Here is a 25,806-nt window from a genome sequence, read left to right on the forward strand (position 1 = left end):
CGTCAGATGAAACTTTGATTTCAACAATCTGCGCTGCTCTGCAGCAATCGCGACATACGAATTTCGCTTCACGAAATCAGGCACCATGTCAGCATGATCATCTCGAAAAACCGCTCCGCACTTTTCGGATCATGCAAGCCGCAGCCGGCGGATCGTGAACAGCGAATAGAGGCTGAGGATGCAGACGGCGGTGAGATAATAGCCCGGCGCGAGCTCGCCGATCGGCGCGAAGCCGCCCATCCAGGTCATGATCATCGGCCCCATGCCGCCGAACAATGTGACGCCGATGTTATAGCTGAGACCGAGCCCGGTCGCGCGCGTCGCCGGCGGAAACAGCTCCGACATCAGCGCGGCCAGCGGCCCGTAATACAGCGACTTGAGCACACCGAGCCAGAGCACGCCGAGCAGGATGATGACAGGCGTCGGCTTGCCGGTGAGCAGCAGGAAGGCCGGGAAGATCGAGACCAGTAGCAGCAGCGCAAACAGGATCATGTGCGTGGTGCGTCCGATCTTGTCGGAGACGAAGCCCGCGATCGGCGCCAGCAGCGCGACCGCGGTCTGCGCGACCAGCGCCGCCATGAACCCGACCGTCGGCGACAGGTTCAGCGTCTTCACCACATAGGTCGGCATGTAGATGATCAGATAATTCACCGCGGTCGACACCGCGAGCGCGCCGATTGCGAGGATCGTGGCGAGTTTCTGCCGCGCGAGCACGTCCCTGACCGGCGAATCCTGCTTCCCGGCCGCGGGCGGCGGCGTCGCGTCGTCGACATGGTTGCGGATGTAGATGCCGACCGGGCCGATCAGCACCCCGAACAGGAACGGCAGCCGCCAGCCCCAGGATTGCAGATCCTCCGGGCTCATCACTGACGTCAGCAGCGCGCCAAAGCCCGCGCCGAGCAGGCCGCTGACGCCCTGGCTTGCGAACTGCCAGCTCGCGACGAAACCGCGCCGCTCCGGCATGTGCTCGACCAGGAACGCGGTCGATGACCCGAACTCGCCACCGGCCGAAAAGCCTTGCACCAGCCGCGCCAGCATCACCGCGATCGGCGCCAGGATGCCGATGCTTGCAAAGGTCGGCATCAGCGCCAGCACCAGCGTGCCAAACGTCATCAGCACGATCGACAGCATCAGCGACGCCTTGCGGCCGTGCCGGTCGGCGTAGGCGCCGAGCACGATGCCGCCGATCGGACGGATCAGGAACGACAAGCCGAAACTGCCGAAGGTCAGCAGCAGCGAGGTGGTCGGATCGTTGGCCGGGAAGAACGCCTTGGAGAGATAGACCGCGAAATAGGCGTAGACCGAGATGTCGTACCATTCGAGCGCATTGCCGACCGAGATCGCGACAATCAGGCGGGTGATGCTTTTCTTGGTCGTTGCGTCGGCCTGGGCGTTAAGCGGGGTCGATAGGGTCATCTAGATTCCTTGGCGGTCTCAGGCGGTGTTCTCACAACGCGTCATGGCCGGGAAGGAAGCGCGCCTTCTGCACCAGGTGTCCCGGCCGGCCACTCATTCCCCGTCATCCTGAGGTGCGAGCTCTTGCGAGCCTCGAAGGATGCGCGGCCCCGCTGGTGGCCGTCGATCCTTCGAGACGCGGCTGACGCCGCTCCTCAGGATGACGGGGCAACACGTGGATGCCCGGCACGAACGGCGAAGACGCGCTTCGCGCCTTGCCGGGCAAATGATATCGGGCGTGTCTCAACCCTTCCGCGGCGTCTCGCCGAGATCCCAGAACAGGCCGGCCATGATGGTCAGCGCCTCCTCGGTCACCGGCAGCAGGATGTGCTCGTCGGGAGCATGCTGCGAGCAGCCCGGATAGGAGTGCGGCACCCAGATCGTCGGCAGGCCGAGGCCTTCCGAGAACACGTCGTTGGGCAGCGAGCCGCCGAAGTTCGGCAGCACCGCTGGCGCCTTGCCGGTGGTGGTGCGGATCGAGTTCGCCGCCCAGTCGATCCACGGGCTGTCCATGTCGGTGCGCGAGGCGCCGAAGCGTTGCGCGCCCGAGACCTCGACCATCGGAAAGCCATTCTTGTGCAGATAGTCGCGCACGCCGCCGATCACTTCGAGATACTTGGTGCCGACCACGAAGCGGAGCTGCAGCACCGCGTTCGCCTTGCCGGGGATCGCGTTCGCCGGCTTGTCGATATTGCCCGACGACATCGCCAGCACTTCGAGTGTGTTCCAGGCATAGAGCCGCTCGGCCGCGGTCAGGCCCTCCTCGCCCCAATCTTCCGCCAGCTGAGGTTCGTCTGCCGTCGGCTTGATCTCGACATCGGCAAGCGCGGCACGGACGCGGTTCGAGATCGGCGGCGGTTTGAGGATCTCGAGCTTCATGCGGCCCTTGCCGTCGACCAGGCTCGCGATCGCGTTCACCAGGATCGTGGCGGGATTGGCGAGCACCCCGCCCCAATTGCCGGAATGGTTGCCGCCCTCGCGCAGATTGACGTCGAGATGGATGCGGTTGCCGCCGCGGCAGCCGAGGAAGATGGTCGGCCGCTCCACCGAGAGTCGCGGCCCGTCGGAGGCGATGAACAGATCGGCCTTCAGCTCCTCGCGATGCGCCTCGCAGACCTCGCGCAGATCGGGCGAGCCGATCTCCTCGCCGGTCTCGATGATGAACTTGGCGTTGAAGCCGAGCTTGCCGCCACGGGCCTGCTTCACCGCCCGCAGCGCGGCCATGTTGATCGAGTGCTGGCCCTTGTTGTCGGCGGTGCCGCGGCCGTAGACGCGGTCGCCCTTGACCGTGGTCTGCCAGGGATTGAGCCCGTCGCGCCATTCGCCGACCATGCCGTCGACGACGTCGCCGTGCCCGTAGCTCAGCACGGTCGGCCGCGCCGCGTCTTCCTGGTAGTCGGCGATCAGATAGGGCCCGCGGCCGGTCGGCGACTCGATCAGCCTTGTCTTGAAATCGAGCTCGGCGAAGGCCGGTTGCAGATTCTCCACCAGATAGGCGCGCAGCGCATCGGCCTTGTCGGCATTCAGGCTCTCGGTCTGGTAGCCGACCCTGCGGTCGAGCTCCCTGAGGAACTGTCCCGATTGAAAATGCTCTCGCGCGTTTGCGATTGCGTCGGCCCGTGTCGCCATGATTGTCCCTTCGTCCGGTCGTGTCTTGGCATGAACTCACCGGAACGCCGCGTCGCGCATCCGGATCATGCTTCTGGAGAGGCGCAACCTATCGGGATCGGCGCGCCACCGGAAGGGCGTGAATCGCGAATGGGCCTTGCCAAAACGTGGGAAGTCGCAACAAGTTGATGCAGGGATGCCCGGCATCCGGGCAGCGTTCGACGCGGCGCTCAAGCTTTTCGACCAAGGTTACGGCAATGACAAAACAAATCCGGCTCAACGCCTTTGCCATGAACTGCGTGGCGCATCAGTCGCCGGGACTGTGGACCCATCCGCGCGATCGCACCAAGGACTACAACAGGCTGTCCTACTGGATCGATCTGGCGAAGACGCTGGAGCGCGGCCGGTTCGACGGGCTGTTCCTCGCCGATGTGCTCGGCGTCTACGACGTCTATGCCGGCAATCCGGATGCGGCGCTGCGCAACGCGGCGCAGACCCCGGCCAACGAGCCCTTGATGCTGATCCCGGCGATGGCCGCGGTGACCGAAAACCTCGGCTTCGGCGTCACCAGCAATCTGTCCTTCGAGCCGCCCTACCCGTTCGCGCGGCGGATGTCGACGCTCGATCACCTGACCAACGGCCGGGTCGGCTGGAACGTGGTGACCGGCTATCTCGACAGTGCCGCGCGCGGCGCCGGCAAGGACAAGCAGACCGCGCATGACGACCGCTACGAGCTCGCCGACGAATATATGGAGCTGGTCTACAAGCTCTGGGAAGGCAGCTGGGAGGATGACGCCGCGATTCGTGACGTCGCACGCGGCATCTTCACGGATCCAAAGAAGGTGCATCGCGTGCAGCACGAGGGAGCCAACTACCGGCTCAACGCGATCCATCTGTCGGAGCCGTCGCCGCAGCGCACGCCGGTGCTCTACCAGGCCGGCACCTCGCCGCGCGGCCGGCAATTCGCCGCCGAGCACGCCGAATGCGTATTCATGTCGGGACCGTCGGCCAAGGTGATCGGCCCGCGGGTGTCGGCGATCCGCGAGCTCGCCGCAGCAAAGGGCCGCAACGCAGCCGAGATCCTGATGTTCTCCATGATGTGCATCGTGGTGGCGCCGACCGAGGCCGAAGCGAAGGCGAAATACGCCGAGTATCGCAGCCATATCAGCCATGAGGGCGCGCTGGCGCTGATGTCGGGCTGGACCGGCGTCGACTTCTCGACCTATTCGCTCGACCAGGAGGTGCGGCACGTGCAAAACGACGCCGGACGCTCCGCGATGGACAACGTCACCCGCGCCGACCCCGACCGGGTCTGGACCGTGCGTGAGGTCGCCGAGCATGTCGGCATCGGCGGCGCCGGCCCCGTGGTGGTCGGCACGCCGGAGCAGGTCGCCGACAAGATCGAGCAATGGTTCGAGGACACCGACGTCGACGGCCTCAACGTCGCGTTCGCGATTTCGCCCGGCGATTTCGAGGATATCGCCGACATGCTGGTGCCCGAACTCGTCAAGCGCGGCCGCTACAAGAAAGAGTATGCCAAGGGCACGCTGCGCGAGAAGCTGTTCGGCGAGGGACGTAGAAAGCTGAACGACACGCATCCGGCGAGCCGGTATCGCGTGAAGGGTAGCGCTGCGGCGGAGTGAGCTGCGCTGTCATTGCCGATAGTCCCGTCATCCTGAGGAGCGCGAAGCGCGTCTCGAAGGATCGACGGCCACCGGCCGGGCCGCACATCCTTCGAGGCTCGCTCTGCTCGCACCTCAGGATGACGGTGAAAAAGTGAGTGCACAGCCGCTCAATTCACCGCATTGCTGACCATCACCTCGATCAACTTCGCGCCGGGGCGGCTGAACGCGGACTTCAGCACGCCCTTCAGCTCCTGCGGATCGGTGACCTTGATCGCCTCGAGCCCGAGCGAGCGGGCGACGCCGGTGAAATCGACCGGCGGATCGATGAAATCCATGCCGACATAATTGTCGTCGCCGTGGAAGGCGAGCAGGCGCTGCTTGATGATGCGGTAACCGCCATTGTTGACGATGACGAAGTTGAGCGGCAGTTTGTGGTTGGCCGCGGTCCACAGCGACTGGATCGAATACATCGACGAGCCGTCGCCGGAATAGCACACCACCGGACGCTCTGGATTGGCGAGGCTGACGCCGACCGCCGCCGGCAGGCCCCAGCCGATGCCGCCGGACGCCAGCGCGTGATAGCCGTAGCGGTCGCGATGCGCACGCAGCGCGATGATCTGCCGCGACGAGGTCAGGCCCTCGTCGACCAGGATCGCGTGATCAGGCATCGCCTCGACGACCTGCAGCGCAAGCCAGTCCGGATCGATCGGCGAAGTGTGACTGGCCTTCGAGATCTGCTCGACCAGCGCCTTGCGCTTCGCGGCCCAGTTCTTCGGTGCAAGCGCCGCGAGGCCTTGCCTCGCGCGCGTCTCCAGCGCGCCACCACCCTGCTCCTTGAGCGCCGGCACCAGCGCGCACAGCGTTTCCTTGACGTCGGCCTTCACCGCGATCTCAGCGCCGTAGTTCCTGGCGAGATCATGGTCGACCAGGCCGACCTGCACGATCGAGAGCCCATCCGGCAGCGGATCGACCTCGCTATAGACCGACATCCGCAGCGGATCGCCGCCGAGCGCGATCAACAGATCATGCGGCGCCAGCACGTCGCGGGCGACCTTTTGCAACCGCGCGATCGCGCCCATGAAGCTCGGGCTTTCGGAGAGGAAGTGCGAACCATAGGGCGTCGACGATTGCCAGGCCGGACAGCCCAGCGTCTCGGCCAGATCGGCGGCCTCGCGCAGCGCGTCGCTTTTAACGATCTCGTCGCCGACGATGATCACCGGACGCTCGGCCTTCAGGATGCGCGCGGCCAGCGCTTTCAGCGACTCCTCCGACGGCCGGACTCGCGTGTCGACCCGCGTGGCGCGGCCGAGCTCGATGCCGGCCTCTGCGTTGAGGATGTCGCCGGGCAGCGAGATGAACACCGGCCCGGTCGGCGGCGTGGTGGCGATCTTGGCCGCCCGGCGCACGATGCGCGGCAAGTCCTCCAGCCGCGTCACCTCGACCGCCCATTTCACCAAGGGAGTGGCCATCTGCACCAGCGGGCCGTAGAGCACCGGCTCGGTCAGGCCGTGGCCCTGCTCCTGCTGGCCAGCGGTCAGGATCAGCGGCGTGCCGGTGAAGCTCGCATTGTAGAGCGAGCCCATCGCATTGCCGAGACCGGGCGCGACATGGACATTGCAGGCGACCAGCTTGCCCGAGGCGCGGCTGAAGCCGTCGGCCATCGCGACCACCAGGCTCTCCTGCATCGCCATCACATAGGTGAGATCGGGATGATCCTTGAGCGCATGCATGATCGGCAGTTCGGTGGTGCCGGGATTGCCAAACAGATGGGTGACGCCCTCATCCTTCAGCAACGCCAGAAAGGCCGAGCGGCCGGTAATGCGGTTCTTCATGTTCCCTCCAGGTCCGGCAGCGCGTTGGCCGACGGAACCACAGGAGATGACCAAAATTGCGCTGTCGGAGCAATCGAGCAGCCGGTCATGGCTGCATTCCGCAGGCGCGCAGGTGCGAAGTCCCGCACCAAAGATCGATTCAACCAAGCTTGATCGGTATTAAACCTGCGTAATGCGCCGAACCCGCTGCGGATTCATCGCCTCCAACGGATGTTGAAGGAGGTGATATTCATGAAACTCGTTTCTGCATTTGCTGCCGTCGCCGCACTTGGCGGTGTTGCTGTCTCCAACACCCCCGCGTCTGCGACGCCAATTGATGTTCCAGCGGCCGGAGCCGTCGTCCCTGCCGGTTACATCTGCAACGAATGGGGCCGTTGCTGGCACCGCCACTACTACGGCGGCGGCTATTACCATCCGCAGTATTGGGGTGGTTATGGCGGCTGGCACCGGCACTACTGGCGTCACGGCTACCACTGGCGCCACTGGCATCGCTGGCCCCATCGGTACTACTCTTGGCACCGCTGGTGAGCGCTGAGGAAGGGGCTTCGGCCCCTTCCTTTTCGAATGATGCGGCCGCATCGCCCGCGAACGCGCTAGAACATCCCCTCGCGCGCGCTGCGCTTCTTCTTTTTCGAGCGCTGCCAGACCACGCCGGGATAGCCTTTCAGCGGCACGAGCGGCTCGCCGGTGTAGGCCCATTCCTGCAATTCCTCGATCGCGATGTGATAGAGCGGCTGCCGGCCGGTGCGCCCCGAGAACAGTGCGCGCGGGATGTTGACCATATGAGGTGACCGCGCGCGTTCGTAGCAAATCGGCGTGCCGCAATTGGCGCAGAAGCTGCGCGCGGTCTTGGTCGCAGCATCCTCGTAGCGCGACAGCTCGCTTTCGCCCTGGGTGATGCGGAAGCGCTTTTTCCAGCTGCCGACATAGGTGGCATAGACAGCGCCATGGGCACGACGGCTGGCCTGGGTGTGATCGTGCCAGGCCCAGCGCGCCGGCACGTCGATCTCGAACCGCACCTTGCCGCACAGGCATTGGCCGGCGGCCGGCTTCGCCAGCGCCACCGGTTTTGGCTTTTTGGTCGGCTCGAACTCGTCGTCCGGAAACATCGGGGTCGCTCCATTTGCACGCCGTCATTGCGAGGAGCGAAGCGACGAAGCAATCCATCTCTCCGCACCCGGGAGATATGGATTGCTTCGCTCCGCTCGCAATGACGGGCGGAGTGATTGTAGCCCGGATGCGGCGAAGCTACGCCTGCGCCATCTCGTCGTGCTCGGGATAATCCGTGTAGCCCTTCTCCTCGCCGGCATAGAAGGTGGCGCGGTTGTACTTGGTCAAGGGATAGCCGCGTTGCAGCCGACGCGGCAGATCGGGGTTGGAGATGAAGTAGCGACCGAACGCGATCGCATCGGCATGGCCTTCCGCAATCGCGCTCGCGGCGCTGTCCCCGACGAAATTTCCTGCCGTGATCAGCACGCCGCTCCACATCGGACGGTACAGCACCATCGCCGACGGCACGTTCTGCCAATCGACCTCGGCGCGGCCGGTGCCCGAGGCGCGCGGTTCGATGAAATGCAGATAGGCGAGCCCGAATTTGTCCAGCGCCTTGATGGCGTGGCTGTAGAGCGGCATCGGGTCGGCCTCTCCGCTGCCGTTCGCGATGCCATAGGGCGAGAGCCGCACGCCGACGCGGTCGGCGCCCCACACCTCGGTCACCGCCTGCGCCACCTCCAGCAGGAAGCGGACACGGTTCTCGACCGAGCCGCCATACTGGTCGGTGCGCTGATTGCTGCGCGATTGCAGGAACTGCTCGATCAGATAGCCATTGGCGCCATGGATCTCGACGCCGTCGAAGCCGGCGGCAAGCGCATTCTTCGCGCCCTGCCGGTAGGCCTCGACCATCAGCGCGACCTCATTGGTCTCGAGCGCGCGCGGCGTCTCGTAGTCGACCACCTTGCCGTCCGCCGTCATGCACTTGAATTCGGAGGGGATCGCGACCGCCGACGGCGCCACCGGCAGCGCACCGCCGGGCTGGAACGAGGAGTGCGAGACGCGGCCGACGTGCCAGAGCTGCAGGAAGATCAACCCGCCCTTGGCGTGCACGGCATCCACCACCTCGCGCCAGCCCGCGATCTGGGCCTCGCTGTAGATGCCGGGGACGCCGGGATTGCCGAAGCCGGTGGCAACCACCGGCGAGGCTTCCGCGATCAGCAGGCCGCCCGGCGTGGCGCGCTGCGCGTAATATTCCGCGTTCATCGGCCGCGGCGCGAGGCTCGGCCGCGCCGCCCGCATCCGCGTCAGCGGCGCCATCACGACGCGATGCTTCAGCTCATAGGGACCGACCTTGAGCGGCGAAAACAGCGACCGAGAATTCATACCTACCCCGATTATTCTTTGTGATGTCCCGTTATCTCACGGGTTCATCTTGTTCGCAAAAGCAGGTAGTGGCAATCTACCGAACAGACTAGCAGGCTTGCCATGTCGAAACAGAGCGCCACATTGCTCCCCTCATTGAGCGTCCGCATCGATCTCGATGCCGAAGACCGGATCGGACCGGGCAAGATCCTGCTGCTCGAGCAGATCAAGGAATGCGGCTCGATCTCGGCCGCCGGCCGCGCCATGGACATGAGCTACAAGCGCGCCTGGGACCTGGTCGACGAGATCAACCGCATCTGCCGCCAGGCCGCGGTGGAGCGGCAGACCGGCGGCAAGAACGGCGGCGGCGCGGCGCTCACCCCGTTCGGGCTCTCCCTGGTGGCGCGCTACCGCAAGATCGAGCGCGATGCGGCGTCCGCCGTGCGCAAGGATCTCGAGGCGCTGCGCAGCGACATCGGCAAGCCGAAGAAGGCCGCCGGGCGGTAAGGGCAAGGCCGTCGCAGGGACGCGTTGCGAAAATAATCGAAAACAACCCCATGCAAAGTAGCCGGCGGCGGCCGGCACCGCAGCTTGACACGTCGGGCAACTCAGGGATATTCTTCTAATATTCCGAAATCATGCGGGTATTGGCGTGAGGGGCTTCCCTCCGCGGGCGCGCCGATCGTTGAGACCTGTGCCCCCTCACCCGCCGCGCAAGGGCGCGGCGACCTCTCCCCGCAAACGGGGAGAGGTGAAGCAGCGAGCGGGCCCTAGCCCGTCTTGATCCAGACCGCCTTGACGTTGAGATACTCCTCGACGTGCTGCTTGCCGGACTCGCGGCCGTAGCCGCTCATCTTGTAGCCGCCGAACGGCACTGCCGGGTCCATCGCCTGATAGCAATTGACCCAGACCGAGCCGGCGCGAAGCGCCTTCGCGACCTGGTGCGCCTTGCTGACATTGGTGGTCCAGACACCCGAGCCGAGGCCGAAGGTGGTGGCATTGGCGCGCTTGATCAGCTCGTCCGGATCCTTGAACGAGATCGCCGAGATCACCGGTCCGAATATCTCCTCCTGCGCGATGCGCATGTTGTCCTGCACATTGGCGAACACCGTCGGCTGCACGAAATAGCCCTTCGACAGCGCGCCCTCGGTGAGGCGGCCGCCGCCGGCAAGCGCCTTGGCGCCTTCCTTCTGGCCGATGTCGAGATAGCCGGAGACGCGGTCGAGCTGATCCTTCGACACCAGCGGCCCGATCTGGGTGTTGGGATCGAGGCCGTTGCCGACTTGCAGCTTCTTGCCGAACTCGGCGACGCGGCCGACGAATTCGTCATAGACCTTCTGCTCGACGAACAGCCGGGTGCCGGCGCTGCAAATCTGACCGGAATTGGCGAACACCGCCATCGCGGCGCCCGGTACCGCCGCATCGAGATCGGCGTCGGCGAACACGATATCCGGCGACTTGCCGCCGAGCTCGAGCGAGACCCGCTTGAGGTTGCCGGCCGAGGCGCGGATGATCGATTGTCCGGTGATGTGCGAGCCGGTGAAGGCGACCTTGTCGACATCGGGATGATTGGCAAGCGCAGCACCCGCGGTCTCGCCATAGCCCGGGACGACGTTGACGACGCCGGGCGGAATGCCGGCCTCCATGCAGAGCTCGCCGATGCGCAGCGAGGTCAGCGGCGATTCCTCGGCCGGCTTCAGCACCACGGTGCAGCCGGTCGCGATGGCCGGGCCGATCTTCCAGATCGATGCAGTCAGCGGCCCGTTCCAGGGGATGATGGCGCCGACCACGCCGATCGGCTCCTTCAGCGTGTAGGAGAAGATCTCGCCGGGCAGCGAGTTCTCGATGGTCTCGCCATGGATCGCGGTGGCTTGTCCCGCGTAGTAGCGCAGCATCCCGAGTGCGCGCAGTTTGTTGCCGCGGGTGCGGCTGATCGGGGCGCCCATGTCGAGTGTGTCGAGCTGGGACAATTCCTCGAAATTGGCTTCGACCAGCTCGGCGAGCTTGAGCAGCATGTTCTGCCGCTCGAACGGCTTCACCTTGCTCCACGGCCCTTCGAACGCGCGGCGCGCCGCTGCGACCGCGCGGTTGATATCCTCGGCATCGCCTTCGGCGACGGTCGCGAGCAGCTCGCCGGTTGCGGGGTTATGCGTCTCGAACTTCTTGCCGGATGCGGCGTCGATCCATTTGCCGTCGATCAGCATCTTCTTGTAGGAGCCGTCGGCGTAAGGATGGCGCGTGATCGGAATAGCCTGCGAAACAGCCATGTTTGCACTCCCTGTCAAATTTTCGGCTGAGGTGTTTTGGAAGCGTTATATCCACAATTCTACAGCGCAGGCGCGAAACCGTAAAGCCGAGCAAGCGTTGTCGAGGGCGGCAAGCATGAAAACCTCCCATGCGCCTGCGTGCATGGTACGATAGATTCTCAACCTCAGCCACATATGTGTCCGGAGACAACAGATGCCTCACCCCGTGATATCAGCCAATCATGTTGCCGTGATCACCGGCGGCGCATCCGGCATCGGGCTTGCTGCCGCATTGCGGTTTGCCGAGGCCGGCATGAAGGTATGCATCGCCGATCTCGGCGATGACCGGCTGAAGGCGGCTGCGACAAAACTGTCATCGGCGGCGCCGGGTGGCGCTGGTGACATCATGACGGCGGCCGTCGACGTCAGTCGCGCGGAGGCTATCGCGGAGCTCGAGGCCGGTGTCGCAAAGCGGTTCGGCGGCACCGATCTCCTGATGAACAATGCCGGCATCCAGCCCGGCAGCGCGATGTTCGGTCCATCCGACAATTGGCAGCGCATCCTTGGCGTCAATCTGTGGGGCGTGATCAACGGCACCCAGGCGTTTGCACCCAACATGATCAAGCGCGGCCGGCCCGGGCTGATCATCAACACCGGCTCCAAGCAGGGCATCACCACGCCGCCGGGCGACCCCGCCTACAACGTCTCCAAGGCCGGCGTGAAGGCGTTCACCGAAGCGCTGCAGCACGAGCTGCGCAACACTGACGGCTGCAAGCTCACGGCGCATCTGTTGATCCCGGGCTTTGTCTTCACCGGGCTGACCGCGCGCGGCCGGACCGAGAAGCCGGCCGGCGCCTGGACATCGGAGCAGACCGTCGACTTCATGATCGAGCGCCTCGGAGCCGGTGATTTCTACATCCTCTGCCCCGACAACGACGTGCCGCGCGCACTCGACGAACGCCGCATCCTGTGGGCCGCCGGCGACATCGTCGAGAACCGCCCGCCGCTGTCACGCTGGCACAAGGATTTCGGCGATGCCTTCGCCGCGTTCGTGAAGGGGAAATGAGCGACACCCCTGCCGAGCTATGCGGCTGTTGGCAATGTTCTTGACGTTTATGACGGGAGGAACGGCATGTCATGCCGCGGAGTGTTCTTTGCAATCACGCCAGCGCAGGCGAATGCGCTGCTTGCTGCGAAGGACGACGACAGTGTCATGGCGCTTGTCGAGGCTATCGAGGGAACGTGGGACGAGGACAATTTGGCCGAATGCGACAAGGCTTGGGATGCGATGCATCGTTGCCTCACAGATGGCCGGCTCGAATATGGGAACGGCCCCGATCCGCTCAATCACTGCGTACTCGGACCGCGACAGCTCCATCGAGGCGACTCCTACATCGTTTCGCTGGTATCAGACGAAAATGTTCGGGAGGCCGCCAGCGCGCTCAAGGACATCACTGAGGCGTGGTTTCGGCAGCAGTATCATACGATCGTTCCAAAGGACTATGCGCCCGAGTATGGCGAACAAGACCTGGACTATACCTGGGATTGGTTCAAGGGCGTGCAGGAGCTCTACGCAAAGGCCGCGGAGCGGGGGCGTGCCGTTATTTTCACGGTGGATCAGTGACAGGGAGATCCATGCTGCTCGCCGGCCATGGCTATGACGGCGCTTGGATCAGAGAACAGTAGGATGGGTAGAGCGAAGCGAAACCCATCCTACGCATCACGCGCTTCCTAATTCGCCCGCACGTGCACCCGTGTCGCCGGCTGCGCCACCAGCGCCTCGCCGAGCTCGCTCTGCTGGGCGCGCGGGATCGAGAAGCAGACGCTGAAGCCGTCCGACGTCTTCAGCGTCATCATGCCCTGGGCCGGATCGGTCGACTGCTCGATGGTCCAAGAATCCAGCGGATAGGCGTAGCGCAGCGACTGGTCGCCGAAGCGGGTCTGCAACGCCTTGCTGATCAGGCCAGGCAACGTCATCACCAGCGCGCCGACCTGGTTGATCGACAGGCGGATGGTTGCCGGCTCGCCCTTGCCGTCCACGAACCCCAGCGAAATGGCGCAACCGTCGGACGCGACTTCGCAGGTGGTGAGTTCCTGGGTTTCGATCTGCATGCCGGCACTCCGGATTATCGTTATATTCATTCCAATATATCGTGAAGACGACGAGCGTCCAGCCCCAGTATAGGGGGTGCGCGTCCGCCCCGGTCGCAGGCGGCGTTAGAATACATTGAAGCGCAGGCCGCTCCGGTTGACGCCGGACCGGCGGCGGCGAATATACGATCACGAAGCCAAGGCTGAATTCTCGACTGAATTTTTCGGCTGATTTTTCTTTGACATTTCCTCAGGATTTCAGGCGGTTCGGCGCGATGCCGGGCGCCCGCTGATGGCCGTGGCTTCCGTTCCGCATGCGTGATATATGACGGGATATAGCGAGGCCCGAACGGCCCGTTTCACCAGGGAGAGCGAAGCCTATGAGTGATTACAGTCTTCTCATCGACGGCAAGATGGTACCCGGCGACAGCACGATGCCGGTGCTCAATCCGGCGACCGAAGAGGTGGTGGCGCAATGCCCGCGCGCCTCCAAGGAACAGCTCGACAAGGCGGTCGCCGCCGCGAAGGCCGCCTACCCGGCCTGGGCCGCCACGCCGATGGCTGAGCGCCGCAAGCTCATCATCAAGATGGCCGAGGTGATCGAAGCCAACACCAACGAGCTCGCGCGGATCCTGACCAGCGAACAAGGCAAGCCGCTCGCCGATGCCACCGGCGAAGTCATGGGCATGGCCGGCTTCTTCCGTTATCTCGGCTCGCTGGAACTGCCGATGCGCGTGATCGAGAATTCCGGCGACCGCAAGGTCGAGGCCTATCGCCGCCCGCTCGGCGTGGTCGGCGCGATCATTCCCTGGAATTATCCGCTGCTGATCCTGGCGTTCAAGCTGCCGTCGGCGCTGCTCGCCGGCAACACTTTGGTGGTGAAGCCCGCCCCGACCACGCCGCTGGCCTCGCTGCGCTTCGCCGAGCTGGTCAAGGACATCCTGCCGAAGGGCGTGTTGAACTTCATCGCCGACGCCAACGATCTCGGCGATCACATGACCAAGCATCCGGACATTCGCAAGATCTCCTTCACCGGCTCGACCGCGACCGGCCAGAAGGTGATGGCGAGCGCATCCCAGACCCTGAAGCGGATCACGCTCGAGCTCGGCGGCAACGATGCCGGCATCGTGCTCGACGACGTCGATCCGAAGAAGGTCGCACCCGGCATCTTCGAAGGCGCGTTCCAGAACTCCGGCCAGGTCTGCCTCGCCATCAAGCGGCTCTATGTGCACGAGTCGGTCTATGACGAGATCTGCAACGAGCTGGTCGCGATCGCCAAGAACACCGTGGTCGATGACGGCTCCAAGCAGGGCACCAAGCTCGGGCCGCTGCAGAACAAGATGCAGTACGAGAAGGTGAAGGCGTTCCTCGACGACGCCCGCAAGAACGGCAACGTGATCGCCGGCGGCGCCGCAATGGACCGCCCCGGCTACTTCATCGAGCCAACCATCGTCCGCGACATCAAGGAGGGCTCCAAGCTGGTCGACGAGGAGCAGTTCGGCCCGGTGCTGCCGGTGATCAAATATTCCGACAAGGATGACGTGATCCGCCGCGCCAACGCCACCACCTACGGTCTCGGCGCGTCGGTGTGGTCGTCGGACATCAAGCGGGCGCATGAGATCGCGACCCAGATCGAGGCCGGCACGGTGTGGATCAACAAGCACCTCGACATGGCCCCGAACATTCCGTTCGGCGGCGCCAAGCAGTCGGGCATCGGCACCGAATTCGCCGAGGAAGGCCTCGCCGAATTCACCCAGCTGCAGATCATCAACGGCCCGCCCGCCGCCTGATCCAACAACATGCGGCCGCGTTGCTCTTGCGCCGCGGCCGCCCTCTCCTCCACAACGAACAGAGCCCATCATGTTCGATGCTCAATGCGACCTCGCCGCCCTGGTCTATGACGACAATGACGATCCCGACGCCGTGCTGCGCGATTTCGCCGCCGACCTGAAGGCGCAGGGCACACGCGTGGTCGGCATGGTACAGACCGGCCAATGCGCCGATTCCAGCCTGTCGGCGGTGCTGGTGCATAGCGGCGAGACGCTGCTGCTGGCGCAGCCGCCGGCACCGGGTGCGACGGGCTGCAAGCTCGATCTGTCGCGGCTGCAGGCCGCAGGCGCCCGCGTCGCCGATGCGCTCGCTGATGGCGCCGATCTCGTCATCGTCAACCGCTTCGGCAAGCGGGAACGCGACGGCAAGGGCCTCGGCTTCGTGATCGAACGCGCCCTCGACACCGATATTCCGGTCGTGATCGCGGTGTCGCGCGCGAGCTTTGGCGACTGGATCAAGTTCGCCGGCGGCATGAGCGTGAAGCTCGCCTGCGACCGCCACGCGCTGGACGCTTGGTGGCGCAACGTCTCGCTTCGGACCGCCGCCCGGATCGCGCCGGATCACACCACGGTCTGCGAGGCGTTCAAGTAGCCGGCTTCGTAGCTTCGTAGGGTGGGTTAGCCGAAGGCGTAACCCACCGACTTTGCTCATCGCGGGAAAAATGGTGGGTTACGCTTCGCTAACCCACCCTACGGCACCATCACCGTCATCCCCGCGCAAAGGCTTTGCCTTTGTCGCTGGAGGAGCGCGCTCTTGCACGCGTCTCGAAGGATCGACGGCCACCGGCCGGGCCGTGCATGCTTCGAGGCTCGCTCCGCTCGCACCTCAGGATGACGGTACAAGCAGAATCGCAGGATGGGTTAGCAACCCACCCACCGCAACAGCAACGCCTACAGCGTTTCCTGCTTGTGGTCGCAGTTCTTGCAGGTGAACTTGACGCGGGACTGGCCCTTTTCCGCCTGCACCCGGTTCGGCGCGCCGCACTTGCCGCAGACCGCCTCGATCCGGGTCATGCCCTGCTTGATGACCAGGTTCCGCTTTTCCATGGTCTCGCGGATCAGGCGATCGGCCTCCTCGCGCAACGATTGCTTCGACATCATCCCACCGGTCATTGGTTAGCTGGCGGCGTCATAGCACGACCCCGTGAAGTTTTGACAGCCGGTATCGCGCTCTTTTTGTGAGCGCATCCTAATGCGGATTCGAGCGAAGCGGATAGCGGTTCGCGTGACGAAACCCGTCAAGACAAAATTCTAGACGATCAGTTGCTCGACCGGCAGCCGGAAATGCCGGGGTTTCACCGGTTTTGCCGATCGCCCGACGCGGAACACGTTGACGAGGCGCAGCTCGCCGCCGATCCGGGCAAGTTTCCGCAGCCGATCGTTGAAGTCGGGATGATCTGATAGCGCCGAGATCGGACAGGCCGCGAAACCGGCGCGATCGATCTCCAGCCAGCTGCGATAGAAATGCCGCCCGGTCGTGAGTGGATCCTCACCGACCGGACGGCAGAACAGCACGATCGCCGCTGCCGAGGCAGTCTTGGCGCTGTCGGCGAGCAGGGCTGCGGCGAGGCCGAGACGGTCCAGCGGCTTGAACAGGCTGCCGAGCACATAGCGGGCGGCGGTGGCCTCCACCGCATTCATGGCGAGCGCATCGCGGTTGAGGCCGTCGTGCAAATAATGCGGATGGCCGGGCGACAACCGCATCCATTCCAGCAGTTCGGCCCTGTAGTCGTCACCGCGGACAAAGGAGTACTCAGCCTGGTCGGCCCAGCCCGCGATATCGGCAATTGCGGGGCGATCCCCAATGCAGACCAGATCGTCACGCGCGACGGCAAGCTGTACCAGTGATGCGCCGTCTTCCGGCGACGCCACAAACTTGCCGCGCCACGACATGCGACGCGTCACGAGGCCGGCCAGCGGATCGGGCGCGACACCTTGCCTGATCGCAAAGCTGCACAGCGCGGCAGATTGCGGCGACAGCGGCTGCTCGATCGTCGTCATCGCCGTGATGGCAAGACCGCGGCGGTTGAGCGCGAGGCTCATACCCTCCAGCGCCGCGCCGTGCGAGACCAGAACATCATGGCCCGAGGGATCAGCGACCGGCGCGCGCACAGAGGTATCGTCGACCAGCGCCAGGCGCTCGCCGTCGAGCAAGCGCCAGCGGGTCGGCTGGATGTTGTGGACGCTCGGCGCCAGCCGCGCCTCCGCGACCAGCTCGCGCAGTAAATCGGGCGTCAGCGCGCTCATGCCGCGGCCAGTCGCTTGGTGAACAGGTGCAGCCGGTGTAGCGGCTGGGCGCCGACCTTCTCGACCTGGCGCAGCGAGGGGCCGTTGATATCTGCGATCCAGGTGCCGCCGAGCGTACGGTAGCCGGCCTGCTGCAACGCCAGCGCGGTGCGGTACAGCATCGCGCCGTTGAGGCCGCGATTATGCAGGTCGCGGCAAACCGACTGATAGATCAGCACGGCGCGGGTGTTCAGCATGCGGTGCTGCACGAATCTGAACGGCGCCGACAATCCGACCCGGCCGCCGATCGCCTTGATCAGCGGATTGAGGTCCGGGATCGCGATGATCGCGCCGGCGGGCCGGCCGCGGTGATAGACCACCGTCGAAATCCGCTTGTCGATGATCCACATCATGTCGCCGGCCTGGAACAGATATTCGGCCGCGGTCGGCGGCACGAACATCGGGTTGTCGGCAAAGCCGTCATTGAGGATCAGCCGCGCATCCTCCAGCCGCACCTTGAACGCGGAGCGCTTGATCGGCTGCCACACGAAATCCTTGTCGGCCAGCACCGCGCGCTGCTTGTCGCCGAGCAGCTGCTCCGGCTTGCCGCCGTCGAGCGCGATCTCGAACGTCGTCATCGGGAAGGTCGCGGCGTAACCGGTACGTTCGAGATGCTGCGCGATGTGCGGCGGCGACCACATCATGTCGGTGAACGGCGCATGGTCGAATCCGTCGGTCATCACGCCGATCTGCTGCATCGCCGTCAGATTGAAATTGCCGGCGACCCGGCTCATGCCGCGCGCGGACAGCCATTGCTCGGCGGCGCGCAGCAGCGCATCGGCCACCTCGACGTCTTCGATACAGTCGAAGAAGCCGAACGCGCCGTGGCGGGTGCCGTGCTTGCGGTTCGATGCGTCATGGATCGAGGCGGCGATGCGGCCGACCGGCCGGCCGTCGCGATGCGCCGAGAACAGCGCATAACGGCCGTGGCCTTCGATGATGAACGGGTTCTTCGCCGGGTCGAACATCCGGTCGAAATCGCTCCACAGCGGCGGCACATAGAGGCTGTCGGGCCCATAGGCATTGAGCGCGGCGTCGAACGCCGCCCTGCGATCGCCCTCGCGGAGCTCAAGCGTCATTTGGCCTCCGGGGTCAATGCCAAGAGCCGCCGCACCAGCGCCAGCGCGGTTTCGGTGGCGGGATCGGCGGCGGTGACCGGCACCGCCAGCACGATCAGATCGAGCGGATCGTGCGCGAGCACGATGACATGGGTGGCATTGTTGGACGTCATCAGCGAGACCATGCGCTCGGCGGCCGGATCGGTCGGCGACAGGCCCCAAGGCGCGTCGGGCCGGCGCAGCACGCGCCGCGTCGACAGGAAGTCGCGCAGTAGCGGCGGATCGTAAGGCACCAGTTCGCCCTCGCGGAAGCGCCGGGCGCTTTCGAAGATCGGGTGCCGCGCAAGCTCGGCGATCAATTGCTCGCGGGTCTGCGCCGGCGAGGCCGCGACCGAATTGAGCATGCCCGGCTCCTGGGATTCGAACAGCGCCCGCAGCGCGTCCGTCATCAGGCCGATGGTCAGCACGCCGGCGATCGCGACCGCGACGAACCGCACCATCTGCGCGGCATCGACGTCAGGCGCCATGAAGCTGGCCGCGAGTCCCAGCAGGCCGGACGAGATCAGCCGCAGCGCCATCATCGCCAGGCCATGCCGGCGGGTCTCGGCGCCGCCGCCGGCGATCAGCATCACGGTGACCGTGAGCAGCGCACCGAGCGCGCCGAGCCGCACCGGAATGTCGGGAAACAGCGTGCGGAAATCGGTCAGGATGAACGGGATCACGACCAGCGCGCCAACGGCCATGCGGCCGATGCTACGGTTCTCCGAGGCCATCAGCGCGGCGCGGTCGCGCGTCGCCAGCAGCAGCGCGCAGGTGGCGAAGGCCGCGAGCTGGAACAGCGCCAGCATGATCGCATAGGGCATAGCGAAACGCTGTAGCCCGAACGTGCCGCCGAGGCCGAGCAGGATGCCGCCGGCGAGCGCCGCGATCTTGACCGCGCGCGGCGCGTGGCGGCGCAGGATGCCTTCGGTGACGATCAGCGCGCCGAGCGGGATCAGCGCGGCCGGGATCACCGAGAGCCGGTCGAGCAGTCGGCTTCCGCTCCACCAGGCAAGGCCACGGTCGAGGAACAGGAGCGCGATCACGCCGAGCGCGAGCAGCAGGCGGCGGGTCAGCGGGCTCCTTGGATCGCGCCGATAGAATGTCATCATCGCCACCGTGACGCCGATGGCGCCGCAGAGATTGACGATGGAATCGGCGATTGCCCCGGAGGTCATTTGCCGCTCGTCAACTCGTCGATGGCCCGCCGGACCAGCGGGCGCATCAGGGCGGCAACCAGCGCGTTGCGCGGCTTCTCGATCGCGGGCCGATGCGGGTTGAGGAACCAGCCGCGGCAATCTGTGCCGGAGGTGCGGCCGAGGATCAGCGCGACCGCCTCATAGGCCATCAGCATGCCGGTCGAGATCACCATCGGCGCGAACGACATCCGGCTGCGGCGGCCGGCCGCGACTTCACCGGCGATCGCAAGGTCGACATAGTTGCGCGACGAGGAGTGCAGCATCACGTGCTCGATCTCGGCACGCATCGCGGCGCGGCGGTCGTCGTCGGTGATATCGGTCCAGTCCTTGCCTGTTGTCGGAAAGCCGAGGCGCTGCTCCGGCCTCGGATCGTGCGGGCGCACCACGATCACCGACGGCAGCGGCGACATATAGGCGTCGATCACGGTTGCATCGGCACGCTTGGCGGTCCGGTACAGATGCACGCCGGCGGCGATATCATCCATGCCGTTGACGATGACCGGGCAGCGTTCGGCGATCCCTGAGAGCTCGCTGGTCCAGTTCTCGCCGAGCACCTCGACCTCAATGGTCGGGTTGATGCGTTTGGCGGCTTCGGCGGCGACTTCAGCCTTCTCGCGGCCGACCTCGTCGGCGAAGGCGAACACCTGACGGTTGAGGTTGGAGACCTCGAAGCGATCGATGTCGGCGATCACGAACTTGCCGACACCGGCGCGCGCCAGCGCCATGAAGGCCGCGCCACCCATGCCGCCGACGCCGCAGACGAATACCCGCGCCTGGCGCAACAGCTGTTGCTCATGCTCGTCGATGAAGCCGATGTTGCGGCCGGTGAAGGAGTAATAGTCGAAGTTCATCGCGCGGCCCCGTTCTCCTGCCGGCGCGGCCGCAGCGTGCCGAAGGCGCGGCTGTCGTCCAGCCAGTACACCACCGGCAGCACCAGCCGCTGTAGCGCCAACATCGCGGATGCCGCGAGCAACGCCGGCAGCGAGCCCGAGGGCACCTCGCTCATGACGTAACGGCGCGCGCCGGCCAGATCGACGCGGCCGAGCTGAAGGACGTCATCGCCGCGGCCGTAATCCAGCTCGCGCTCGCAGAACTCGTTATAGATCGCGTTGCGATGTTTCGGCGCGATCTCGAACGTCTTCTTCAGCGCGTCCGAGCCGCCGGTATAGGCATTGGTGATGACCGAGCGCGCCTCGTCGAAGCCGGCATCCTCGCCGACGCCGAACACCGCGCGATGCCGGGCCATGATGCCGCGCGCCAGCTGCAGATGTGCAAAGCTCTGCCGCGCGCCCGGTTGCGGCGACGGGAACACGTCGGAGAACGTGTCGCTGACCATGCCGACCACCGCCGGCACCTGGGTGACGTTGGAGATCCATTTCGGCCGCAAGCCGTCGCGGGCGAACAGCACCAGCGCGGTCAGGCCGTAGAGCACCCAGGACAGCCCCTGCCCGCGCACATCGGGATCGACCATGACGAGGCCGAGATGGGTCACTTCGGCCGGCTCGCCGTCGAGCGGCACGTCCATCACCGACAGCGCGTTGAATGCGATCGGCCGCCCGGTGTCTTCCTCTGAAATCAAAGTGACGACGGCGCGCGACAGCCGCTCGGGCTCGCCGGAGAAGATGCCGTAGGTCAGGCTCTCCTCGGGCAGCGTCTTGGCGGCGACGATGCGCAATTGCGCGACCAGCGCGTCGAGTTCGTCCTTCGGCAGCGACAGGCCCGGTGATTCGATGATGCGGGTGCGCTGCCCGGCCTGGGTACGCAAGGTGAGATCGATGGTCGGCTGCGACAGCGCCTTCAGCCAGAAGCCGGCATGGCTGCGCAGGCCGTCAAAGGCCGCGCGCGCCTTCGCCAGGCCCTTGCTGCCGCGCGAAGCGGGGGTCGGATTGTCCGTGGACGCCATTTCTCTGTCCCTCGGGCGCGATCTCTGCACTCTGGCCTGTTAAGGAGCCATAAGCGCAACCTGCCGCCCTTGGCCGCAGGGTAAACAAGGCCTTCCGGAAACGGAACAAGTTGCCCCGAACAACGAAGCGGCGGGTGCAAGACACCCGCCGCTTCGCTCTGGCTCCCGGCTTACGCCGCCTTGGAGACTTCCATCAGCAGGCGCTCGGCCTTGGCGTCCTCGATGCGGTTGACGAACTTGCCGCTCTCGTAATTGTCGCGCACCGTCTTGGTCAGCGTGACGCAGGTCTGGACCAGCATCACGATGCCCATCGTGAGATAGCCCTTCATCCAGAGGTCGATCGGCAGGAAGAACACGCCAACGCCGACGAGGAAGGCGGAGGCCGCGAAGGACGCGTAAGTGAAGGTCACCCAGCTGCTGCTGTGGGGTTGAATGGTCTGGTTCATGGTCGTCTCCTTGATGATGTCAGATTTGAAGTTGGCTTGGTTTCAGGCTTGAGGTCAGGCAGCGTTCGGGCGTTTGGCTTTCAGCCGCGCCAGCACGTCGTCGGCGGTCGATTTCATGCGCGGGCCAAAGCCCTGCTCGGCAAGCTTCTCGGCAGTGGCCAGCGGACCCGAGGCGGTATCGATCTCGAACAGCGCGTCGTCGGCCGCCTGCATCTCGATCTGCCGCTCGCGCAGCCGCTTCAGCGTCGCCTCCGCTTCAGGGAGCGTCGACTCATAGGGCCGTGCCGCCTCGATGCCGCTCCGGCGCAGCGAGCGCACCGCCTCCGAGGCGCGGGCCAGCCTGCGGCCGCGATCGAGCTCGGCGATGCGCGCCTCGGCATTGGCGACGTGGCGCTTCAGCCGGGTGATCTCGGTGGCGAACAGGGTGCGCGCGGTCATTGCGGCATCGCGTTCAGCCTCGAGATTGGCGATCGCCTGCGCGGCTTCGCGGGCGAGATCTTCCCGGCCGCCCTCGAGCGCCGCCGACGCGCGCACCTCGAGATCGGCGATCCGGGCGTTGGTGGCCTCGAGCCGGCGGCCTTCCTGCTGGTCGCCGGCAATGGCCAGCGCCAGCGACCGCTTCGAGCGCTCGACCGCGGCGGCGGCATCGCGCATCTGCTGGTCGAGGATGACCAGCGCGGTCCGGTCTTGCAGTTCCTCTTCGGCCACCGCAACGGTGCCGCGGAAAAGTGTGAAAACAGTTTTGAACATTTGATCGCTCCCTGCTATGAGCATCGCTCATGAATCTCTTGTACCACATAATGAGCATTGCTCAAGAATTATTTGAGCAACGCTCATGCCTGTGGTTAACGACGGATAAAACATGTCCAAGGCATTGGAACGACGTGCAAAATTGCGCGAAGCGCTGATCGAGGCGGCAGAACGGGCAATTGCGACAAAGGGTCTCGGCGGGCTGAAAACCCGCGAATTGGCCCAGGAAATCGGTGTCGCCAATGGCGGCGTCTACAATCTGGTCGAGGATGTCGACGAGCTGATCCTGCGGGTCGGCTCACGCACGCTGGCCCGGCTCGATGCCTCGCTGTCGCTGGCCGAGATCGGCGCCGCGGCGGCGCCGCGCGAGATGCTGGTGCGGATCGCGGTCGCCTATTGCGACTTCGCCGCCGACAATCTCGAACTGTGGCGCGCGCTGTTCGAGCATCGCATGCAGCCCGGCAAGCCAGTGCCGGAATGGGCGATCACCGAGCAGATGGAATTGTTCCGCCACATCTACAAGCCGCTCGTCGCCTTGTTTCCGCAGCGTTCGCCGGCGCAGCTCGGCGTCACCGCGCGCAGCCTGTTCTCCGCCGTGCACGGCATGGTCGCGCTTGGGCTGGAGCACAAGCTGATCGCGGTGCCCATCGGCCAACTGCGCAGCGAAATCGCGACATTGACGCGCGCGATGGTCGACGGGCTGACGGCGAAGAAGGACTAGCGCAGGTGCTCCCATCCAGCGGAAAACCTGCGTGCGGCATCAGCTGCGGCAATCGGCGCCATGCTGCTTTGACAACCGATGTACTAGCAGAGCCACTGGTTTCGCGACCCCGCGACTTGTCTACCGGCTGTGGGGTTCTACTTATTACAGCGCGCAAAAGCCGCCTTGCCCCGCGGCCCGCGCATCGAAGCAACTGAGGTCACGAGCTTGTCCACCAATATCGATCCGGATCTCCAACACGACGACATCATGTACCCGCAGGTCCTCCCGTTTCTGCTGGTCCACGCAGGATGTCTGGCGGCGATCTGGACCGGCGTCTCATGGCAAGCGATCGCGATTTGCGTCGCCCTGTACTGGCTGCGCATGTTTGCGATCACCGCCGGCTATCATCGGTACTTCTCGCATCGGGCTTACGCAACGAGCCGGACGTTTCAGTTCGTCCTGGCATTCCTGGCCCAAAGCAGCGCCCAGAAAAGCGTGCTTTGGTGGGCCGCGAAACACAGGCATCACCATCTTCATTCGGACACCGAGCAGGACGTGCATTCGCCGGGGCATAAAGGCTTCGTGTACAGTCATCTCGGCTGGATCTTTTATCGGCAGCACGATGCAACCGATCTGACGAAAGTCGCGGACTTTGCCTCTTATCCGGAGTTGATGTGGCTGCACAAATTGGAGGTGTTGCCGGCGATCGTGGTCGCAGCGCTGTGCTTCCTCATTGGCGGATGGCCGGGGCTCGTGGTCGGTTTCTTCTGGAGCACCGTGCTGGTGTATCACGCAACGTTCTGCATCAACTCGCTTGCGCATGTTCACGGACGCAAGCGCTATGTGACGGGCGACGATTCCCGCAACAATTGGCTGCTGGCTCTATTTACGATGGGCGAAGGTTGGCACAACAATCATCACGCCTACCAGAGCAGTGCGCGGCAAGGCTTCCGGTGGTGGGAGATTGATGCGACCTATTATGTCCTGGTGACGTTGTCCTGGCTCGGCCTCGTCTGGGAGCTGAAGGCGCCGCCGGCGCAGGTTCTCCGCAACGAGCAGCGCCTGGGATCGCGTGTGATCAAGCGAACGGCTGAGCAGCTCGCCGGCCGCTTCAACCCCGAATACATCGCGCAGGCCATCAGATCGTCGGTGCACGAAACCGGGTTGTCGGTGCGGGAGGCGCTGGCTCAGTTGCAGCACCGTGCCGACCTGCATCTGCCCAGCATTCCGACGCGTGAGCGGTTGCTGGCCGAAGCCCAGGCCATGTTCGCGAAGACGAGCTCGCTGGACGACATCGTCGACCGTGCACATGATCTGCTTGTGGAATCGGTTTGTCTGCTCCTGGCCGTTCCACCTGCGCTGGCTGGCGCAAATTCGAAACCTCAAGCCAGCCACCGTTAGCGTTTCGCAGCCTTACGGCTCCATCGTGTAGGCGCGCCCGGGTTCGAGCGCGTAGATGGTCAGGAAGCGCAGCGGCCGTTCCGGATCACCATTGCGAAACAGCGTGTGCGGAACATCGGGGCGATCCTGCAAGGTCTCGCCGGCCCGATATTGCCGTGGCGCCTCGTCGCCATAGGCCGACTCGGCAACGCCCTCGACGATGAAGATCACACCGCCAACGGGATGGCGGTGCAGCGGCGCCACACCGCCGGGCGGATAGGTCACCTCGGCAACGACAAGCTCGCGGTGATCGCCGGGCAATGCAAGACGCTCGAGCGTCTTGCGCGTGACGCCGGCAAATCCGGCCTGCTGACCCTTTGCCTGACCGTCGCTGCTTTCAGCCATTGGAACTCCTTCTTGTCACACAAGTCTTTGTCCTGATTGGATCAGGCTGCAATGACTATGGGGACGCGCTCGCGACGCAACAAGCATCAAAGGATTTCAACACATGTCACACGGGTGCGGCGAAGCCCTTGCCACCCCTGCTCCCACGTTGCAGGATTCCCGTGCCGAAAACCTTGAGCAATGGGCCTTGCATGAAAACGCGTATCGTGGTCGCCGCAATGGCGCTCATCCCTGCAGTATCAGACGTCACGCCGGCGCTGTCGGCGCAACCCACGCCGGAATGCTCGATGTCGGTGACATTGGCGGATTGGGGTGAGAACTCGAGCGGCGATATCGACGTCGCGTCCGGCGAAAGCTGCCAGATCCCGATCGGGATCCGCGGCACGGTGACGGACTCCGCTATCTCGCAGAAGCCGGCCTATGGCAAACTGAAGAAGATCAACGCGTCGACCTTCGAGTACCGGGCGAAGGCCAAGTACAAGGGCAACGATACGTTCGCCATCAAGGCGACCGGTCAGGGACCGAAGGCTTCCGGCACCTCGATCATCACGGTGCGCGCGACGATCAAGTAATCGCCGCGCACTGGCGTTAAGCTC

26 protein-coding genes are annotated in these 25,806 nt (G+C 64.9%); 10 read left to right on the forward strand and 16 right to left on the reverse strand.

The genetic code is table 11. The features are described from left to right. Positions 1–129 precede the first annotated feature (129 nt). On the reverse strand, positions 130–1,416 hold the full coding sequence (locus JQ616_RS02095) for an MFS transporter (protein WP_212011856.1): 1,287 nt from the start codon (positions 1,414–1,416) through the stop codon (positions 130–132). Positions 1,417–1,698: 282 nt separating this feature from the next. Then, positions 1,699–3,084 (reverse strand): M20 family metallopeptidase, encoded by a 1,386-nt coding sequence (locus JQ616_RS02100; RefSeq protein ID WP_212011858.1) that lies wholly within the window; start codon positions 3,082–3,084, stop codon positions 1,699–1,701. Between the two features lie 236 nt (positions 3,085–3,320). Here JQ616_RS02100 and JQ616_RS02105 point away from each other — a divergent pair, with 236 nt between their 5' ends. Beyond that, the gene (locus JQ616_RS02105) at positions 3,321–4,706 is read left to right on the forward strand and encodes an LLM class flavin-dependent oxidoreductase (RefSeq protein ID WP_212011860.1); all 1,386 of its coding nucleotides are present in this window, start codon (positions 3,321–3,323) and stop codon (positions 4,704–4,706) included. Positions 4,707–4,855: 149 nt separating this feature from the next. Here the strand turns inward: JQ616_RS02105 and JQ616_RS02110 are convergent, their stop codons facing one another. After that, a complete protein-coding gene (locus JQ616_RS02110) occupies positions 4,856–6,520 on the reverse strand; it encodes a thiamine pyrophosphate-binding protein (RefSeq protein WP_212011862.1) in 1,665 nt (554 codons plus the stop codon). 231 nt (positions 6,521–6,751) lie between these two features. Between JQ616_RS02110 and JQ616_RS02115 the strand changes: the two genes are divergently transcribed. Further along, on the forward strand, positions 6,752–7,048 hold the full coding sequence (locus JQ616_RS02115) for a hypothetical protein (protein WP_212011864.1): 297 nt from the start codon (positions 6,752–6,754) through the stop codon (positions 7,046–7,048). Positions 7,049–7,113: 65 nt separating this feature from the next. Here the strand turns inward: JQ616_RS02115 and JQ616_RS02120 are convergent, their stop codons facing one another. Further along, positions 7,114–7,629 (reverse strand): GFA family protein, encoded by a 516-nt coding sequence (locus JQ616_RS02120; RefSeq protein WP_249136331.1) that lies wholly within the window; start codon positions 7,627–7,629, stop codon positions 7,114–7,116. 139 nt (positions 7,630–7,768) lie between these two features. After that, complete coding sequence (locus JQ616_RS02125) at positions 7,769–8,896, reverse strand: alkene reductase (RefSeq protein ID WP_212011865.1); 1,128 nt, start codon at positions 8,894–8,896, stop codon at positions 7,769–7,771. Between the two features lie 102 nt (positions 8,897–8,998). Between JQ616_RS02125 and JQ616_RS02130 the strand changes: the two genes are divergently transcribed. Then, positions 8,999–9,382, forward strand: coding sequence for a winged helix-turn-helix domain-containing protein (locus JQ616_RS02130; RefSeq protein WP_212011868.1), 384 nt, complete (start codon positions 8,999–9,001; stop codon positions 9,380–9,382). Between the two features lie 263 nt (positions 9,383–9,645). Here the strand turns inward: JQ616_RS02130 and JQ616_RS02135 are convergent, their stop codons facing one another. Beyond that, a complete protein-coding gene (locus JQ616_RS02135) occupies positions 9,646–11,142 on the reverse strand; it encodes an aldehyde dehydrogenase family protein (protein WP_212011870.1) in 1,497 nt (498 codons plus the stop codon). Between the two features lie 193 nt (positions 11,143–11,335). Between JQ616_RS02135 and JQ616_RS02140 the strand changes: the two genes are divergently transcribed. Further along, positions 11,336–12,187, forward strand: a complete 852-nt coding sequence (locus JQ616_RS02140; RefSeq protein ID WP_212011872.1) for an SDR family NAD(P)-dependent oxidoreductase — start codon at positions 11,336–11,338, stop codon at positions 12,185–12,187. A 66-nt stretch (positions 12,188–12,253) separates the two neighbouring features. Next, on the forward strand, positions 12,254–12,745 hold the full coding sequence (locus JQ616_RS02145; protein WP_212011874.1) for a YfbM family protein: 492 nt from the start codon (positions 12,254–12,256) through the stop codon (positions 12,743–12,745). A 107-nt stretch (positions 12,746–12,852) separates the two neighbouring features. Here the strand turns inward: JQ616_RS02145 and JQ616_RS02150 are convergent, their stop codons facing one another. After that, positions 12,853–13,233, reverse strand: a complete 381-nt coding sequence (locus JQ616_RS02150; RefSeq protein ID WP_212011876.1) for a hypothetical protein — start codon at positions 13,231–13,233, stop codon at positions 12,853–12,855. Positions 13,234–13,592: 359 nt separating this feature from the next. Here JQ616_RS02150 and JQ616_RS02155 point away from each other — a divergent pair, with 359 nt between their 5' ends. Together JQ616_RS02155 and JQ616_RS02160 are read left to right on the forward strand one after the other, a co-directional pair. After that, positions 13,593–15,002 carry an aldehyde dehydrogenase family protein gene (locus tag JQ616_RS02155; RefSeq protein ID WP_212011878.1) on the forward strand — a complete coding sequence of 470 codons (1,410 nt, stop codon included), beginning with the start codon at positions 13,593–13,595 and terminating at the stop codon, positions 15,000–15,002. A gap of 70 nt (positions 15,003–15,072) precedes the next feature. Continuing rightward, positions 15,073–15,633 (forward strand): DUF2478 domain-containing protein, encoded by a 561-nt coding sequence (locus JQ616_RS02160; protein ID WP_212011880.1) that lies wholly within the window; start codon positions 15,073–15,075, stop codon positions 15,631–15,633. A gap of 299 nt (positions 15,634–15,932) precedes the next feature. On the opposite strand, the gene JQ616_RS02165 is transcribed toward JQ616_RS02160, so the two are convergent. The 8 genes from JQ616_RS02165 to JQ616_RS02200 form a co-directional block, all read right to left on the reverse strand. Next, positions 15,933–16,139: a hypothetical protein gene (locus JQ616_RS02165; RefSeq protein WP_212013099.1), complete on the reverse strand. Its 207-nt coding sequence runs from the start codon at positions 16,137–16,139 to the stop codon at positions 15,933–15,935. Positions 16,140–16,292: 153 nt separating this feature from the next. Next, positions 16,293–17,288 (reverse strand): hypothetical protein, encoded by a 996-nt coding sequence (locus JQ616_RS02170; RefSeq protein ID WP_212011881.1) that lies wholly within the window; start codon positions 17,286–17,288, stop codon positions 16,293–16,295. Beyond that, positions 17,285–18,406: a GNAT family N-acetyltransferase gene (locus tag JQ616_RS02175; protein ID WP_212011882.1), complete on the reverse strand. Its 1,122-nt coding sequence runs from the start codon at positions 18,404–18,406 to the stop codon at positions 17,285–17,287. Before JQ616_RS02175 ends, JQ616_RS02170 begins: the two co-directional genes overlap by 4 nt. Then, positions 18,403–19,602, reverse strand: a complete 1,200-nt coding sequence (locus JQ616_RS02180; protein ID WP_212011883.1) for a hypothetical protein — start codon at positions 19,600–19,602, stop codon at positions 18,403–18,405. The genes JQ616_RS02175 and JQ616_RS02180 overlap by 4 nt, the downstream gene beginning before the upstream one ends. Next, on the reverse strand, positions 19,599–20,474 hold the full coding sequence (locus tag JQ616_RS02185; RefSeq protein ID WP_212011884.1) for a HesA/MoeB/ThiF family protein: 876 nt from the start codon (positions 20,472–20,474) through the stop codon (positions 19,599–19,601). Before JQ616_RS02185 ends, JQ616_RS02180 begins: the two co-directional genes overlap by 4 nt. Continuing rightward, on the reverse strand, positions 20,471–21,526 hold the full coding sequence (locus JQ616_RS02190) for a hypothetical protein (RefSeq protein WP_212011885.1): 1,056 nt from the start codon (positions 21,524–21,526) through the stop codon (positions 20,471–20,473). The genes JQ616_RS02185 and JQ616_RS02190 overlap by 4 nt, the downstream gene beginning before the upstream one ends. A 170-nt stretch (positions 21,527–21,696) precedes the next feature. Then, positions 21,697–21,972, reverse strand: coding sequence for a YiaA/YiaB family inner membrane protein (locus JQ616_RS02195; RefSeq protein WP_212011886.1), 276 nt, complete (start codon positions 21,970–21,972; stop codon positions 21,697–21,699). A 54-nt stretch (positions 21,973–22,026) separates the two neighbouring features. Beyond that, a complete protein-coding gene (locus tag JQ616_RS02200) occupies positions 22,027–22,722 on the reverse strand; it encodes a PspA/IM30 family protein (RefSeq protein ID WP_212011887.1) in 696 nt (231 codons plus the stop codon). 112 nt (positions 22,723–22,834) lie between these two features. Here JQ616_RS02200 and JQ616_RS02205 point away from each other — a divergent pair, with 112 nt between their 5' ends. Together JQ616_RS02205 and JQ616_RS02210 are read left to right on the forward strand one after the other, a co-directional pair. Next, complete coding sequence (locus tag JQ616_RS02205) at positions 22,835–23,443, forward strand: TetR/AcrR family transcriptional regulator (RefSeq protein ID WP_212011889.1); 609 nt, start codon at positions 22,835–22,837, stop codon at positions 23,441–23,443. Between the two features lie 249 nt (positions 23,444–23,692). Next, the gene (locus JQ616_RS02210) at positions 23,693–24,826 is read left to right on the forward strand and encodes an acyl-CoA desaturase (RefSeq protein WP_212013100.1); all 1,134 of its coding nucleotides are present in this window, start codon (positions 23,693–23,695) and stop codon (positions 24,824–24,826) included. A gap of 12 nt (positions 24,827–24,838) precedes the next feature. On the opposite strand, the gene JQ616_RS02215 is transcribed toward JQ616_RS02210, so the two are convergent. Next, a complete protein-coding gene (locus JQ616_RS02215) occupies positions 24,839–25,210 on the reverse strand; it encodes a cupin domain-containing protein (protein WP_212011891.1) in 372 nt (123 codons plus the stop codon). Between the two features lie 191 nt (positions 25,211–25,401). Between JQ616_RS02215 and JQ616_RS02220 the strand changes: the two genes are divergently transcribed. Continuing rightward, positions 25,402–25,782, forward strand: a complete 381-nt coding sequence (locus JQ616_RS02220; RefSeq protein WP_249136333.1) for a hypothetical protein — start codon at positions 25,402–25,404, stop codon at positions 25,780–25,782. Positions 25,783–25,806: the final 24 nt, after the last annotated feature.

This window comes from Bradyrhizobium tropiciagri, from assembly GCF_018130545.1.
In the GTDB taxonomy this organism is placed as follows: Bacteria; Pseudomonadota; Alphaproteobacteria; order Rhizobiales; family Xanthobacteraceae; genus Bradyrhizobium; species Bradyrhizobium tropiciagri_A.